Genomic DNA, 15,217 nt, shown 5'->3' with positions numbered 1-15,217 from the left:
TTTGCGCCTCTAATTCCTCAAAATTGTTGATTTTATTGAGATGATATCTAATATCATTAGCTGTCGGAACGTTCTTTAATAATTTGGCTGTATTCTCAATACTATCTCCACTACTGGCAGCATAAGTCAAAATTTCAAACAACGTTTGCTGGTCACATACCCCCTGAGTTTCAATGGAAAAATTTTCTACTAAGCACTCAATAACCTCATCAAGAGTTTCTGAATCTGTTAAAGCTAGTTCTGATGATGAAACGCTCAATTTTTTTAGTCAATATACTACACATTACTCTCATCATTTCATTTTTTTAACCCTTTCAATAAATATAAGCATTAATTATATACTAAGTAATTTATAGCACTTTGAGCTAAGTATACTTAATTAGCGATCGCTCTTTGGGAAAAACTTTTTGGTTTACTGACTAAATGATTTGGTGGGAAAACCCATTATTTCTACAGGTCACTCTCAGGAATTTCCTCACGAAATTCTATGACTAATTGCATAGTTTCCACTACCAAATCACGTAAATCCCGATTCAGCGCTACAGTGCCTTGAGATCCAAACCAACGGTCAAAAATAGCGACATATCGCTGCTCCCCATTGACGAATCCTTGCATGAACTTGACTAGAGAATAGTTGACTGTATCCAAAAATTTCGAGTTATTTTCTGGCACTATACAAGCGATACCTTCTCGTGAATAGGGGCGACCGGGTACGATTGCAAAAGCATCTGGATTTTTTTGCTGTTGGAGCCATCCCTCTAAAAGAATGCTATCGGATGAGAAAGCATCAATAGTATCTTCTTGCAAAGCTGTGTATCCCTCTGCCCTTGTTTTAAAATACACCAGTTTAGCTTGGGTTTGTACACGAGCGAGCGCTTGCTCATTTGTAGTTCCCGCCAGCACACCAATTCGCTTACCAATAAGGGATTCAGGGGAACCTATATTACTTCCCTTCTTAACTAATAATTGGGTTCCAGTCACACCGTAGCTGACAGAAAAATCTACTTTTTTATCTCGCTTCCATGTAAAACTAGTTGCATCACACACTATATCAACTTGTTGATTAACTATTTTAGGAATCCGCTCAGAAGGGCTAAGACCAACTAATTGCAATTTAATTTTTTTTCCTAAGTCTTTTTCTAATTGCTCTTTAATTAGAGTTAGCATATCTACAGAATAGCCATTTAACTTTCCTTGACTATCCACATAGGCAAAAGGTAGCGCATCTCTACTAGTACCAGCTGTTAATACCCCTGTTCTTTTTACCTTTTGCATCACAGTCTCAGCACCTACCACATTAGGCATGAGCGTTGCAAACATCAGACTTAAAATAGGAATAGCAATTTTTTTATGCATAAGCCTTAAAGTAGGTGTTTTTTTCAAAAATTAACTTTGATTTATATATCAAGTTCAAGAAATTATCACTATCTAGTATATAGTAAGGTCATTTAGTAACTATTCTTTACATTAGTATTCTTTCATGACTCTGGTCAAAGAAAAATTTCAGTCAACCTCTAAACAAATTATAGAAACTGGTTTGGAACTTTATTTGGCTTTGGCTTTATTGCATGGATGAAAAAAGACAATCCCTTTCACAAAAAAGCGGTAACTAGTCTTCAACTGTGTAATTATCTAATTTGCCCAACTAGATCATACGGTTAATATCTGCACATTACAGAAATAACTCGACGGCTTGATTGGCATCTAATGCTTACTGGGATATATCCGAAGCGTAGTGCTGAATTTAACCGAGACTACACTAATGAGGATGCATTGGGATTGTGAGTGCGGCTTTCTGAATGATACTGTGTAGAGCGTTCGTTTTTTCTTACTACCATTCACTACATCATCATTATGGACTGCAACGGCAAGTGAGCATCGCTTTTTGGTGGGTAACTAAACGATTTATCACAGGTTATTTTCAACCGCCATCAGGCTGGCCTCAAAACAGTCCAATATTGAGGAGTTCGCTTACTAGCTACCGCGTGCTTTGGTTATGTTACAAATATTTAACCCCAAAATATCGTGAGTATATCGAGCAAGCTCAAAGCATCAAAAATGTTTATCACATTCGCTCAACTAAACAAATTTCACAATTTTTTGAATTAATTGATGCAGGAAATTAACTGTTTTAGAGCCTGTCAAGAAACAACTTTTACAATTTATTATCTAGAAAGCTTATTGAGAAAGCATTTCTAGCTCAAAAGAGACAAGGTTGTTACATGACTTGCTCTTAGTGGTGCATCAACATAATAAAAGGGCTTGTAAACCAAATCTTAGTCCCAGACTTCCCACCAACAGCCCACTCATCACTCCAATGTTAAATTATTTGATAATTTATCATCACCTTTGTTGACTTATCCCTGGTCTTGTATTTAAGGGACTTGCATTCCGCGTTGCACAGATGGACGTTGCTGCACTATCTCCACCCAGCGTTTAAGATTTGGGTATTTGTCGAGTGTTAAACCAAGAAATTCATAAATCGCTACCCACGGATAAGTTGCAACATCCGCAATAGAATAGTCACCACAGATAAATTCATTGTCTTGCAGTTGTTTATCTAAGACACCATAAATGCGTAAAGTTTCCTTTTCATAACGTTCGATGGCATAGGGAAGTTTTTCGGGTGCAAAGCGTTTAAAGTGGTTAAGTTGTCCAAACATTGGCCCGACTCCTCCCATTTGGAACATCAGCCACTGTAGTACTTGAAAACGGCTTTTTTGTTCAGTAGGTAAGAGTTTGCCTGTTTTTTCGGCTAAATAAATTAGAATTGCACCCGATTCAAAAACTTTAATCCCAGTTTCTTGGTCAATAATGGCGGGAATTTTACTATTGGGATTGATGGCGATGTATTCAGGTGTAAATTGCTGTTGAGTAGTAATGTCAATTTTGTGGACATTGTAGGGCAATTCGACTTCTTCCAGCATGACGGAAGCTTTGCGTCCATTGGGCGTGGTGAAGGTGTAGAGATCAATCATCTGCTGCTATCCCAAAATCTTGACATTTTCCGATGGTAGTGTAGCTTTGATTGAGAATTTAGGGTATTAGCCGATAGAGAGATAACAGCAATACTAGAAGAAGCAGGAGGTAAAAACATTACTATGCCTGACATTTACGCTTTTAAGGCTTTTGTCAGGGTGTTAGGGGTAGGGTTGCAGGTTCATGTTTGAGACAATTTGAATGTCACTACGTCAAGGAGTTCAACATCTTCTTAATTCCCTATACTCGAACCTACACCCCACACCCTTTCATCTAGGAATACTAGGGATTTACGCTTAACAAGCGTGCCATTCGTTTCAGACTCCTAACTGCTGTATGATTGGCAAGACTAATAATTATCCCCCTAATGCACTAGCAGTCTATCAACTGAGCATAGATTTATGAGTAGTTTGCTTTTATTATTAATAGGTTTTGGAATTTTTTTCTTAGCTTGGAGGACTCAAGATGAAATTAATCGCATTACGGCGATGTTTAGCGGAACAATTTCTCTAATTTGGGGGTTAGCTCTAGCTCCATTGTCATTGCAATTATTTTTTGAGATTGTCTCACTTCTAGCGACTTTCTCTGTTTGTATGCGTTGTTTAGGTTGTGGTTCAAACCGCAATTGATTTTTCAATTGGTAATTTTAATCTCCTAAAATAATTAGGAGATTAATGTACTAGTTGATTACTTTAAAATTCACAAAATTCAGTCTGACAAATACCGTCTCATTGCTATGAACAGCATAATTAAGGTACGTCACTAGTTGAAGCTACTGCTTTGGGAACAGAATACGTCGTCCAACTTAGTAAAAATGGGGTTGAAACGTTTAACTCTGGCACTCGCTTCAGCAAAACTACCTCATCAGTTAATACGTTGTATGTTTGCGGGTCAAAAATCACACGGGTTTGTTGAGATTTAGGCTTTAACAGGTTCATCTATTTGCGGTATTTGTAGAGTAATTGAGGAACAGACAAAAAATTAAATCATATAACTGTTTTAATTGATTAGATAATCCCTTTGTAAGTTCCAGAGCTATAAATGTTCTTATCAAATGTTAGATTTAGCTAATGGGAGTTAAACAGTGGCTAACACCAGTTCTTTTAGGTTAGCAGCAGGGGAACGGTGGATGCTGTCAACAGTAATTGGCTTGATTGTTGGTGGATTTGTTGGTACTGGAGCAGCGTTTTTAGCTGTTCCTTTAATGGATATATTCATCCCTTTATTACCATTACCAGGAGCTAATACCCAAGGGGCAATAGGCTATATACTGCTAGGCTGCGCGATTACTGGTGCTGTGGTTGCTGGTGCAGTAATTGGCACATTTCAATGGTTTGTTTTGCGAGGGTGGTTTGAGCATTCACGCTTGTGGATACCTGGAACTGCCATAGGCTGGACTGGAATTGCAGTGGCCATAACTATTTTGACCTACACCCATGTTGCCGGGACTGTCGGTCAAGCTAATGGTACTTTTATCGAAACCACTCTTTGGGATAATGCCGGAGCGATCGCCCGTTCTGTCTCTGGCGTACTCATAGCTGCTTTGCTCATGGGATTGTTCCAAGCTTTTGCATTAAGATTTACGTTCTTGAAAGTTCTATTATGGATAGCCATGAACGTTTTAGCATTCTTGATTGCTTCGGCAATTTTGATTATATGGGGAATGGCACTAAGAAAAGCCGAAACGCTTGTGTATTAAGCAGTTTGCAACTGATTTCGTAATTCGTGCCGGGGTTTGGTCATTAAGGGATAAGCTTTCGGGCGGCGTTTACGGACTCGTGGTTCGTTTCTAGCAGGACGGTCAGGAACAGCCTTGTGAGCAATAACTTTGAGTAGAGTGCGATAAATTTTAAGATGTTTTGTTGAAGTTGCGGCTAATAATTCGGGAATAAAGTTATTTAAATGATGGCGAGTACCTTGCAGTGATAGGCGTAACGGAGGAGTAGTGTAAGTAGTACCTGCCGACCACATCAAACCGCGAAGTAGATTGTAAGCTAGCAAATAAACGTAAATTTCTTTACGTACCATTGAGGGAGTTTTACAGCGCAAAATATCCATCCCCAAAGTAGTTTTAAGATGTCTTAAATCTAGTTCAACGTCCCAACGTTGACCATAAAGCCCAACAATATCTAGAAATGACTTTGCTCACTGCATTATGACAACTCTTATCAGCTTCTATTACTTGAGATAAAAACCCCCAAAGCGTTACTATTGGATCAAATAATCGCCTATAGTATCTAATTTTTAGCTCCGAGAGTGCTTGTTCAATTACAGATGATGGTAACAGTTCTTTGAAAGGTAGCCCCAAACTCTGGCTAAATTTATCCTTGAGGATTTGTACTCGTAGTGTCACAGTAGTATTTATGATGTTTACTTGCTCGTCTCAAGGAAAGTATTTCATGAACGAGTAAGCTTTTCCTACCTACCAGAAATTTTTAGACAACTTGTACATCTGATTCCACTTTCTGGTGCAAGGCAAAGCGATGGCGTAGGCGATCGCAAACTCAGCGTGTCTTTCGTGGCGTAGTTTACCGCCGTAGCCATCGCTTCCATGACACTGCCATTAAGGACGACCGCCTGACCCCTCCTCCACTGTTCAATAGCTTTCAAAGCTGTAGCCCTTATTCCGTATAGCTTAGAGCTTTTCTTAGTGCCATTCGATCCTTAGTTGTTTTAGGTAATTAGCACTTGGTTTCTACAACTGATACTAGACCGCACACAAACAAAGGTGAGACAATTGACTTGCTACTGCAACGATAATTACTAAAGCTCCTGGTAATGAGTGATCTGCCTGAAATTCAAGATGAAGTTTGCCACACAGCAATAGTTATGGCAACTAAACGTGCAATAGAAGCAGACAGGTCAGACCACCTGTTTGATGATCCTTTGGCTACACAGCTAGCCGGAGAGACAGGGCAAGCTTGGCGGAAGAAATGGGAACACCAAGATAGCGATAACCCCCTTGGTAGTGCGCTTCGTGTCCAGTTTGTTGCAGTCCGTACCCGCTTCTTTGATGATTTCATCTTGTCTGTGTTGCCCGAAGCTAAACAGTTAGTCTTTCTAGGAGTCGGGTTAGACACAAGAGCATTTCGTCTCTCCTTTCCACCACAGACTCGCTTGTACGAATTAGATTTACCAGAATTAATCCAGTACAGAGAAGCAATCCTACAAGATAAACCTGCCAAGTGCCATCGTCAGGCGATCGCTACTGACTTAACGCAACCTTGATCACATTTATTTTACAACAAGGCTTTGAGGTTGAAGCTCCCACCCTTTGGCTAATGGAAGGGCTGTTGATGTACCTGAATGAAGTAGAAGTTAATGAGTTACTCAAAATGATTAGTCAATTGAGTGCAGATGGCAGCTACTTGGGGGCTGATTTAGTCAGTGTCAAGTCATGGCAGGTTGGGGCTAAACATCAGAATGGCTTGATTAGCAAGCACTGGCGTTTCGGTACAGACGAACCAGAACAGTTGTTTGCTGCTCACGGCTGGAATGCTTCAGTAATTCAACCAGGAGAAATCAGAGTAAATTACGGACGATATGCTGTCGAATTGACCCCACACGAAATCAAAGGTATGCGGCGTTCTTTTTTGGTTACAGCGAGGAAAGAATCGATAACATTATAGCTTTCCCTACTGCCCACCACCAGCCCTCACACGACCCCAACAGTTTTGTTGAAAGACCGCAAGTAGAAACAATGCCGATCGCGCTGGTGGATACCTGCTAGTGCCATCGGCTGGACTGGAATTGCACTCACCATAACTATTTTGCCATCGGCTGGACTGGAATTGTACTCACCATAACTATTTTGACTTAAAGTAGATAAACATCTACAGACAAAAATCTCCGTCTAATTTTTGTAAACTCTGACTAACGGTATCACCTTTGGTTGATTGGGATTAGTCAGGTTTAATCGATAAGCAGTTTTTAAGATATCTTCCATTTTCTCGCCTTTGACTGTAATTATATAATTTGCTGGTCGAGAAGGGTCTTTCTCAAATTTCTCAATTACCTTGTCTTGAATAATTGACACGTCTTTTAACCTCTGTGGTAGTCGAGCATTAGGTTCCCAAAGGCATAAAACACCTGTAGAATTGGGAAATTTTAGCAATTGTAGAGAGTATTTTTGATTGTTAACTTGAAAGAAAGATGTCGTCAATATTCTAGCTTGATTCTGTGGTGGTATTTGCTGAAATACTTCTCGTGTTCTCTCATGACGGCGACAGTTTCTATCGATAATTGGTTCTCCAGCAAGCGCAGATTTTGATAGCGTTAATACACCTATACCGGAAAAACTTAAACTTGTTAAAGCCAAAGCTATAACTTTAAACGAATCAAGCATAGTTAAAATTCTCAGTTTTGGTTTCGACGACTGAGTAAAAATTTAGATTGTTCCTAAGCTCGACGTTACTCACCAATTAGCGATCGCTAAACCTGCTCTAATTTTCATTAGAAATGTACCCAAATAACCAGGATGCCGAATGATGTTGTATAGAGCTTGCTGAATAATCTGCTGCTGTTCAAGGGTTTGCAATGGCTTTGTATAAAATTTACCCAATGTTTTAGCAGCCCAGTACTGCAACACAAGCCCACCAAGCATTATCAACAAACCTAACCAACCAAAATATTCACTGTTTCAATCTCCAATAGACCCGCAACTTGTTAGGTATTTAGTGAGGTAGCTAAAAATATACCAAAAAGCAGTTTATGATATTTATTCATTTTCTGAAAAGATTTTTCTCAACACATCCAACCCTGCATTAATTTGCTCAACCTCAATAGTACCATATCCAAAAATCAAACCCGATTTAACCGTGGATGAAGCATAAAAATGCTCAAGAGAAAAAAGAAATATCCCCTGCTGTGCTGCTTCATCAATAACAGCATTGCTTTTAATATCAGAAGTTAAAAAAGTAGCAATATGCAGACCAGCTTCAGAGGGAATAGGTTGTAACCAATCCGAAAAAGATTTCTTCAGACCCGCAATTAAACATTGCCGACGCTGGTCATAAATTTTATGTAACTTACGGATATGCTTTGCTAAATAACCATCTTGAATAAACTTTGCCAGTGTTGCTTGCGCTAACAAAGGACTATGCAAATCGCTCAATTGTTTTGCCACAACCAACGCTTGTTATATCAACTCTGGAGCGACAATAAATCCCAATCGGATCTCTGGAAACATCACTTTCGAGAATGTTCCCACATAGAGGACTCTTCCAGTACGGTCTAAGTCCTGCAATGATTCCAATGGTCGTCCGGCAAAACGAAACTCGCTATCGTAATCATCCTCAATGATAGCTGCCCCATGCTGTGTTGCCCATTCAAGGAGTGCGAGCCGAATGGCACTAAGAAAAGCTATAAACTTTTCTGCATAAGCATTACAAGTATTTATGCGTTAATAGCAGTGGGCGCTTGGCTGCGATCGCTATTTTTTGTAGGTGCTGTGAAAATCAGGGTAACGGTGAGGGTTGCCCCAAAAAATTTTTAGATAGGAAAAGCTTACTCGTCTATGAAATACTTTTTTGAGACGAGCAAGCGAATACGATAATTACTGCTGTGACACTACAAGTACAAATCCTCAAGGATAAATTTAATCGAAGCTTAAGTTTACCTTTTAAAGAACTATTGCCAGAATCTGCAATAAAGCTTGCAATCTCTGAAGTGAAAATTAAATATTAAAAGCGATTATTTGACCCATTTATTACTTTGTGGGTATTTTTGTCGCAAGTTTTGGATAGTGATAAAACTTGTCATAATGCTGTGAGTAAAATAATTGCACATTTGGCTGAGTCAGAAGTAGAAATTCCTTCTTCAGATACGAGTACTTACTGTCAAGCTAGGGCAAGATTGCCAGAAAATTTATTAGAGAAGCTTTTCAATTATTCAGCACAAAAGCTGGAAGAGAAAATAACCCAAGAGTATTTATGGTGTGGTCGAAATATTTTAGTGATAGACGGCTCGACGGTATCTATGCTAGACACTGTAGAGAACCAAAAAGAATACCCGCTAACCGTGCACTCAAAAAGATGGATGTGGCTTTCCAATAGCCAAAATTGGTGTGATATTCAGTTTAGTTACGGGAGCCGCCGTTGCTTTGTGCATCGATGTATTGAACACTCATGATATTAAATTAGCAAGGAGGCTGTATGGTTTTCTCAAACCCAATGATGTGCTTTTAGGGGATAGAGCTTTTTGTGCTTATGTCGATATGGTTATGATTACCAAACTCGGTTGTGATGCTATTATATTTCGGAAGCATCAATCTCGCACAACAATCATGCGAAAAGGCAAAATTGTTGGAGATTGCGACAAATCAGTTACTTGGTATAAGCCTAAAAGTTGTCCAAAAGGATTGAATAAAGATGAATTTGATGCTCTACCTTCTTCCATCACTGTGCGAGAGATTTACTATTATATTGTTATTCCTGGTTTTCGGACTCAACAAATTAGCTTAATTACTACTCTTTTAGATAAAGCAACTTATTCTACTCTGGAAAATGTTGGGCTTTACGGTAAACGCTGGGAGGTTGAGCTAGATTTAAGACATCTTAAAACTACTCTCTTAATGGATGTTTTGCGGTGTAAAAGTCCCTCAATGGTACGCAAATAAATCTACGTTTATTTGCTGGCTTACAATCTACTTCGTAGCTTAATGTGGTCGGCTGGAACTACTTACACCACTCCTCCATTACGCAAATCAAAAGCAAAGTACTCGCCACCATTTAATTAACTTTATTCCTAAATTATTAACAGCAACTCCTCAAAAACGCCTCCGAATTTATCTCACTTTGTTAAAAGTTATTGCTCATAAGGTTGTTCCCGATCGCCCAGGTAGAAGTGAACCACGAGTCCGTAAACGTCGCCCAAAAGCTTACCCCTTGATGACGAAACCCCGGCATGAATTAAGAAAGCAGTTGCAAACCGCTTAGACCACAAGCATTTCGGCTTTTCTTAGTGCCATTCGGGTCAAACACAAGGAGGTATAAGTTAGATATGGTGATACCAATAGAAGAATCAATGTAAGGATTCAGGTGGCGCTTGGCTGTATTAATGGCTGATAGAGAAATTGACTATAAAAAGCTTGCCCAGATGACAGAGTTGCATCCTGTAACCGTCAGCAAGCACAAAAATATTCGGGTGATGCCAGAGAGACTAGACAGAGACACGCTAGAAAAATACTGCAAAGCTCTTAATTGCCAACCCGGTGATTTGTTAACTTATGTGTCAGACAAATCAAAAGACCAAACATCGTAATGTATTGCTTTTGACAGGCATTTACTAACTAATAAGTCAATACCTTAGCCAAAACAAGAGTATGAAGAGGTAGGGCGCTTCGTAGTAGAGTTATTGTCTCTCACAAGTGGAGCTTTGAGATAAATCGTTAGTAGCGATATAATCCGTTCTGTTGGTAGAAACAGTTACCCGGAATAGTTTCACTTTTGTCTGAGATGGGAACCCTTTAATTTTAATTATTTTACCACAGTCTAATTCTTCTTGGTTCCATTCTAATAGTTCAACGCGTTTATATTTTTCTTGACCAAATGTATCATCAACTAGCCGATTATTTTTTAAAGGGCAATAATAAATTTTTTCGCTTGCATCAATATAAAGCATTAAACTTTGTACTGCATACCATGTATCCATCAAAACAGTATCAAAGGATAAAAGTTTATGATATACAAGGTTTTGCAGCATATCTTTCACATAGTCTATCTTGGTTTTGCCATCAGCATCAGGATTAAAAATGCGGTAATCTATTACCCAAAATCTTTGCAGTTTAGGATTTACATATACACAACTGACTACACCAATTCCTTTGACGGCACCATGCTCATTACCACTATATTGTCTCCTGACTATCTCTATTTCTTCAGAATACCTTTTGTCTAAAACGCTATCATCAAAGATGATGTAACCATTGACATCAGGTTCTACTACCTCTTTCACATTATCCCATAGTAAACGAGGTGTTAATTTTTCTCTTTTCAAATAATAGTTAATCGCATCATGGCTAATACTTTCTAAATGCTCTGCTAAATTGGTAACTGTATAATTAATTTGACTACTTAATAAGTATTGGCAGTAAGTAAGCTTAGTAAATCTCATTACCGTAAGCAACTTTATCTAATACAACCTCTACCTATTTTCTCATGAATATTTCATGCTTTACTTCCAATACACTAACTTCTATTGCGAATACAAAGCTTTCGGAATCAGATTTTAATAATACAGGTGTACTAGCAATTTGCGATCACATTGTGCCAGTTGCGTAAGTCCTGTTGGATTCTACTTTATAGAAACATCAAAACCTGTCTAATAAAAACCGCAAATCTACGCAACCAAACGCCAAGTTGTTCGCGTTTCACTGCGTACATCTGCGGTTTGAAAATCCTTAATGCACTAATGCGATCGCACGTTTCGTTAACGCTTCAGCAGTTAATCCATTAAACGCCATCAACTCGCCAGCACTGGCTGTAGTTTCGCCACGTTTCCATGCAAAGGTGTCGCGCTTGGCTGTACTCCGTAACAAAATTGGTTCCAGCATCCCCGCCGCACCACCAGTAACAGCAATTAACGCATCACCATCAAATAATTCGGCAAATGCTGCATCATCCAAGAAACCGCCTTCGGGTTCAGAACAAGTATCCCATGCGGTATCATGGCTACGGTACAATTGCCGAGGATTGATGACAGAAACTATCTTCGCACCAATACCTTCGGTTTCCAAGAAAGCAGCAGCTTCAAACACTGGCATTAATGTCATATCACCAATTACAGCAAATACAACTTGTCTATCACCAGCAACTTCATGTAATAGCACCGCACCATCGCGTAACCCTTGACGAGTTTGTTCTAAAGTTGTGCGAATTGGCAATGGCGATTTACTAGCTGTAATCACAATTCCCTTATTCTTAGTTTTCAATGCCCAGTCATAACAGGCTTGAATACTATTAGCATCAGGTGGGAATAATGGGAAAACATTTCCATTTCGCATCAACGAAGCAAAGTAAGCTTCAATTTCTGGACGTTGGTGAGTCCAACCGTTGCGCCCTTGCTCTAATGCGCCTGCTGTGAATAAAGTAATAGTCGAGGGAGTTTGACGGCGCAATTCTGCCATTGCTTGAGTTACAGTTTGCCAAATTGGTAATCCGTTGATGGCAAAAGATTCGTAGGAACACCACAAAGTTCTTGCACCCATTAACGCCAAACCCGCAGCTAAACCAGCACAAGCATCTTCACTTAATGGTTCATAAACTTGTCCATTTGGTGCTTGATTATATAAGTCGTCGGTTGTCGGGTGGATAATCTTTAACGCTTGGTTAATATTGGCAATTCCTGATGCTTCGTTACCGTCGGCGTTGGTGACGAGGAAATTCTGATCTTTATTTCCAACTATTCCTACCAATCGTCCCATTGCGGTTGTGGAAACCTTGGGTTCACCTCCAACTGCATATTCTTCTAAAGGTAATTCGCCTAATTCTGGCAATGGTAATTCAAATTCTGTCACCACAGTTTTCGCTGCTGGACCACCACCGGCGCGTTCTGCATTTGTTCTAACTAATTGCCAAGCTTCCGCAGACAAAGCACGGGTTTGCAATGCACTGACGATATGAGGTGCATCTAGCGTATCTTTGGGATAGAGGTTGTGAGATTTTGAACCCCGCGCGTGGACTCCTGCACCTTTGAGTTGTTTAATAATGAAGACGGTAAGCTTACCACCCAACGCCGATCGCGCTGCTTTATCTACACCCGAAAGTACTGCTTGAGTAAATGCTAGGCGTTTCTCAAAAGAAAAGGCGGTACTATCAACGTAATCCCCTGGTTGGTTTTGATCGTCAAAGTCTTTGGCATCAACTAACACGACTTCATCAAAACCGTTACCTTGCCAATATGCTTGCATCTGTTCATTGGTTTTCAGGGAAACCATGCTGTGATGTTCTTGGCTGTAACCGTTCCACACCAGCACCGGCAAGAAGTTGGTGACAGCAGGATAAGCTGTATGGAAGTGGGCGATCGCACTTACAATATAAGGCTCACCCAATCCACCATCACCAACTGTAAAGGGGAACAATTTATCTTTGTGCAACAATGCAGCCGCCATTGCAAAGTGTTGTCCTTGTCCCAAAGGCCCCGCAGGTGCGAGAATACCGGGGATGAAACCAGAAAGGTGTCCTAAAAGTCCGTGCTTTTCTCGGAAGCGATCGCGCAATTCTTGGACTGTAAAAATTCCCATGTCCTCTAGCGAACGATCCAAGAACATGGCACTATAAAATCCGGGAGCGTGGTGTCCGACTTCGGTAATAATGTTTTTGTATCCCAGCATGACAAGAGATGCGTAAGCTTCTGCTTGGCTGGCGAATCCGCCGGGATGCCCAGAAGCTTTACTAGCAGTAACTTGCAAAGTTAGGTAACGTAAGGCATCAGCAGCCAGTAAAGTTTGATATACAGCTGCTTTGTCAGTGGGATCTGCGATCGCTATTTTGCCTGACTCTATAGCAGGTGTTGCACCATAAGTTTCAAAATCTGGTAACGCTTCACCAAAATATTGAATCCCTTCAGAAAAATTGGGAAGCGCTGAAGATGCCTTTGGGGAGATTGCAGTCATGCTGAGTACCTTTTGACGATTAGGTGAAACTGTAGATGCTTGTTGAATTTAACAAAAATTTTACATCTTCGAGGTTGTAACAGTTTATTGCTTTTTTGCAACGTTAGAATAAGTACTTTAAATGATTACACAACCAAAATTTCAGTTAGTTTAAGTAGCAAAAAATATTAAGTAGCAAAAAAAATTATGAAATTACCTAATGGCCCGCAAATGCCAGCTTTTTTACAGATGGTGCGCTGGATTATTAATCCCATGTCATTTATGGAAGCTTGCGCCAAAAGGTATGGGGAAACTTTTACTATCAAGTTAGAAAGAAATTCTCCTCCTTTGGTGATTGTCAGCAACCCCCAAGCGCAACAGCAGATTTTAACAAATGATACCAAGGAACTAGAAGCGCCAGGTGATGTGAATGATGTGTTTGAGTTTTTGCTAGGTAAGCATTCTGTGATTACCATTAGCGGGGCTGAACATCAACGCCAACGCCAGTTGTTAATGCCTCCTTTTCACGGCGAAAAAATGCGAAACTATAGCCAGGTGATTACCGATGTTACCCAAAAAGTCATCAGCCAATACCAAATAGGCAAACCCTTCAATATTCGGTCTGCTACCCAAGCCATTACCCTACGCGTGATTATGCAGGCTGTATTTGGGCTACACGAAGGGACTCGCGCCGAAAAATTACAGGAATTTTTGGGTGTTCTTTTAGAAAAGGCTAGTTCTCGGTTAATTGTGGCTTTGCTTTATTTCCCCGCTTTGCAAAGGGATTTTGGTCCGATTAACTTCTGGGGAAAGCAGGTGCGCCGTCAACAACAAGCTGACAAACTCATTTACGAGGAAATTCAGGAACGTCGAGAACAACCAGATTCATCACGCACAGATATTCTTAGCTTACTCATGGCTGCTAGGGATGAAGCAGGTCAACCCATGACTGATGAAGAGTTGCGCGATGAATTGATGACTCTGTTAGTAGCCGGCCACGAAACCACTGCGACAGCTTTAGCATGGGCATTATACTGGATTCACAAAGTACCATCAGTGCGCCAAAAGTTACTGCAAGAATTAGATAGTTTGGGCGATAACCCAGACCCCAGCACCGTTTTCAAATTACCTTATCTTAACGCTGTTTGTTCCGAGACATTGCGAATTTACCCAGTGGGTATACTAACTTTTCCAAGGGTAGTAAGAACACCAATATCGCTAGGCGGTTACGAACTGGAACCGGGTACATCCATAGTTGGTTCTATTTATTTAACCCACCAGAGAGAAGATATTTACCCAGAACCCAAGCAGTTTAAGCCAGAACGCTTTTTAGAACGGCAATTTTCTCCCTATGAATATTTGCCTTTTGGCGGTGGTGCAAGGCGTTGTATTGGTCTAGCATTTGCCCAGTTGGAAATGAAGCTAGCACTCGCCAAAATCCTTTCCAGCCTGGAATTAGAACTAATTGACAACGGTGAAATACAACCTAAACGCCGTGGTTTGGTAACAGGCCCAGATCGTCCCATTGAGATGGTTGTCACAAGTCAACGTCGCGTGAAGTCTCCTATTCTACAGACAAGCACTGTTTGATACTGAGGGGTTTGATGGTTGCGTTCAGCAAATGTTCTATAGAATGCCCTCATAGTA

The 15,217-nt window shown here is 40.2% G+C and carries 17 protein-coding genes and 4 pseudogenes; 8 read left to right on the top strand and 13 right to left on the bottom strand.

Annotated elements, in window-relative coordinates:
* Together H6G96_RS34815 and H6G96_RS34810 are read right to left on the bottom strand one after the other, a co-directional pair.
* A pseudogene (locus H6G96_RS34815) lies at positions 1–259 on the bottom strand (ISH3 family transposase); the annotation flags it as partial.
* 191 nt (positions 260–450) lie between these two features.
* Complete coding sequence (locus H6G96_RS34810) at positions 451–1,356, bottom strand: amino acid ABC transporter substrate-binding protein (RefSeq protein ID WP_190918268.1); 906 nt, start codon at positions 1,354–1,356, stop codon at positions 451–453.
* Between the two features lie 515 nt (positions 1,357–1,871).
* Between H6G96_RS34810 and H6G96_RS34805 the strand changes: the two genes are divergently transcribed.
* Positions 1,872–2,126, top strand: coding sequence for a hypothetical protein (locus H6G96_RS34805; protein WP_242063529.1), 255 nt, complete (start codon positions 1,872–1,874; stop codon positions 2,124–2,126).
* Between the two features lie 249 nt (positions 2,127–2,375).
* Here H6G96_RS34805 and H6G96_RS34800 read toward each other — a convergent pair whose 3' ends face one another.
* Positions 2,376–2,978, bottom strand: a complete 603-nt coding sequence (locus H6G96_RS34800) for a glutathione binding-like protein (RefSeq protein WP_190918266.1) — start codon at positions 2,976–2,978, stop codon at positions 2,376–2,378.
* Positions 2,979–3,380: 402 nt separating this feature from the next.
* Here H6G96_RS34800 and H6G96_RS34795 point away from each other — a divergent pair, with 402 nt between their 5' ends.
* The gene (locus tag H6G96_RS34795; protein ID WP_190918264.1) at positions 3,381–3,608 is read left to right on the top strand and encodes a hypothetical protein; all 228 of its coding nucleotides are present in this window, start codon (positions 3,381–3,383) and stop codon (positions 3,606–3,608) included.
* A 120-nt stretch (positions 3,609–3,728) separates the two neighbouring features.
* On the opposite strand, the gene H6G96_RS34790 is transcribed toward H6G96_RS34795, so the two are convergent.
* The gene (locus H6G96_RS34790) at positions 3,729–3,917 is read right to left on the bottom strand and encodes a hypothetical protein (RefSeq protein ID WP_190918262.1); all 189 of its coding nucleotides are present in this window, start codon (positions 3,915–3,917) and stop codon (positions 3,729–3,731) included.
* A gap of 146 nt (positions 3,918–4,063) precedes the next feature.
* On the opposite strand from H6G96_RS34790, the gene H6G96_RS34785 reads away from it, so the two are divergent.
* Complete coding sequence (locus tag H6G96_RS34785; protein ID WP_190918260.1) at positions 4,064–4,678, top strand: hypothetical protein; 615 nt, start codon at positions 4,064–4,066, stop codon at positions 4,676–4,678.
* On the opposite strand, the gene H6G96_RS41865 is transcribed toward H6G96_RS34785, so the two are convergent.
* The 4 genes and pseudogenes from H6G96_RS41865 to H6G96_RS34775 form a co-directional block, all read right to left on the bottom strand.
* On the bottom strand, positions 4,675–5,007 hold the full coding sequence (locus H6G96_RS41865; RefSeq protein WP_242063528.1) for a hypothetical protein: 333 nt from the start codon (positions 5,005–5,007) through the stop codon (positions 4,675–4,677). The genes H6G96_RS34785 and H6G96_RS41865 overlap by 4 nt on opposite strands.
* Positions 5,008–5,022: 15 nt before the next feature.
* A pseudogene (locus tag H6G96_RS42980) lies at positions 5,023–5,106 on the bottom strand (hypothetical protein); the annotation flags it as partial.
* Positions 5,072–5,332 (bottom strand): hypothetical protein, encoded by a 261-nt coding sequence (locus H6G96_RS41855; RefSeq protein ID WP_242063527.1) that lies wholly within the window; start codon positions 5,330–5,332, stop codon positions 5,072–5,074. The pseudogene H6G96_RS42980 and the gene H6G96_RS41855, both read right to left, overlap by 35 nt.
* Before the next feature lie 65 nt (positions 5,333–5,397).
* Entirely contained in the window at positions 5,398–5,589 is a 192-nt protein-coding gene (locus tag H6G96_RS34775; RefSeq protein ID WP_190918257.1) for a hypothetical protein, read from the bottom strand.
* Between the two features lie 168 nt (positions 5,590–5,757).
* On the opposite strand from H6G96_RS34775, the gene H6G96_RS42630 reads away from it, so the two are divergent.
* Entirely contained in the window at positions 5,758–6,207 is a 450-nt protein-coding gene (locus H6G96_RS42630) for an SAM-dependent methyltransferase (protein ID WP_277933035.1), read from the top strand.
* Complete coding sequence (locus H6G96_RS42625) at positions 6,204–6,608, top strand: class I SAM-dependent methyltransferase (protein WP_277933034.1); 405 nt, start codon at positions 6,204–6,206, stop codon at positions 6,606–6,608. Before H6G96_RS42630 ends, H6G96_RS42625 begins: the two co-directional genes overlap by 4 nt.
* A gap of 224 nt (positions 6,609–6,832) precedes the next feature.
* Here H6G96_RS42625 and H6G96_RS34765 read toward each other — a convergent pair whose 3' ends face one another.
* From H6G96_RS34765 to H6G96_RS34755, 3 genes are all read right to left on the bottom strand, one after another.
* Positions 6,833–7,324 carry a hypothetical protein gene (locus H6G96_RS34765; RefSeq protein WP_190918255.1) on the bottom strand — a complete coding sequence of 164 codons (492 nt, stop codon included), beginning with the start codon at positions 7,322–7,324 and terminating at the stop codon, positions 6,833–6,835.
* 69 nt (positions 7,325–7,393) lie between these two features.
* Positions 7,394–7,588, bottom strand: coding sequence for an isoprenylcysteine carboxylmethyltransferase family protein (locus tag H6G96_RS34760; protein WP_277933036.1), 195 nt, complete (start codon positions 7,586–7,588; stop codon positions 7,394–7,396).
* 108 nt (positions 7,589–7,696) lie between these two features.
* Complete coding sequence (locus tag H6G96_RS34755) at positions 7,697–8,104, bottom strand: hypothetical protein (protein WP_190918250.1); 408 nt, start codon at positions 8,102–8,104, stop codon at positions 7,697–7,699.
* A 939-nt stretch (positions 8,105–9,043) separates the two neighbouring features.
* On the opposite strand from H6G96_RS34755, the pseudogene H6G96_RS41845 reads away from it, so the two are divergent.
* Both H6G96_RS41845 and H6G96_RS34745 read left to right on the top strand, forming a co-directional pair.
* Positions 9,044–9,883: pseudogene (locus H6G96_RS41845) on the top strand (hypothetical protein); the annotation flags it as partial.
* A gap of 140 nt (positions 9,884–10,023) precedes the next feature.
* Positions 10,024–10,239, top strand: coding sequence for a helix-turn-helix transcriptional regulator (locus tag H6G96_RS34745; protein WP_242063525.1), 216 nt, complete (start codon positions 10,024–10,026; stop codon positions 10,237–10,239).
* A 93-nt stretch (positions 10,240–10,332) separates the two neighbouring features.
* Here H6G96_RS34745 and H6G96_RS34740 read toward each other — a convergent pair.
* Positions 10,333–11,091, bottom strand: a pseudogene (locus H6G96_RS34740) (transposase); the annotation flags it as partial.
* A gap of 286 nt (positions 11,092–11,377) precedes the next feature.
* On the bottom strand, positions 11,378–13,591 hold the full coding sequence (locus H6G96_RS34735) for a phosphoketolase (RefSeq protein ID WP_190918247.1): 2,214 nt from the start codon (positions 13,589–13,591) through the stop codon (positions 11,378–11,380).
* A 186-nt stretch (positions 13,592–13,777) separates the two neighbouring features.
* Between H6G96_RS34735 and H6G96_RS34730 the strand changes: the two genes are divergently transcribed.
* A complete protein-coding gene (locus tag H6G96_RS34730; RefSeq protein ID WP_190918245.1) occupies positions 13,778–15,160 on the top strand; it encodes a cytochrome P450 in 1,383 nt (460 codons plus the stop codon).
* Positions 15,161–15,217: the final 57 nt, after the last annotated feature.

The sequence above is a fragment of the Nostoc sp. FACHB-892 genome (assembly GCF_014698795.1).
In the GTDB taxonomy this organism is placed as follows: domain Bacteria; phylum Cyanobacteriota; class Cyanobacteriia; order Cyanobacteriales; family Nostocaceae; genus Nostoc.
Note: the sequence above shows the minus strand (reverse complement) of the source record. Positions and strands in the feature narration are given on the sequence as shown.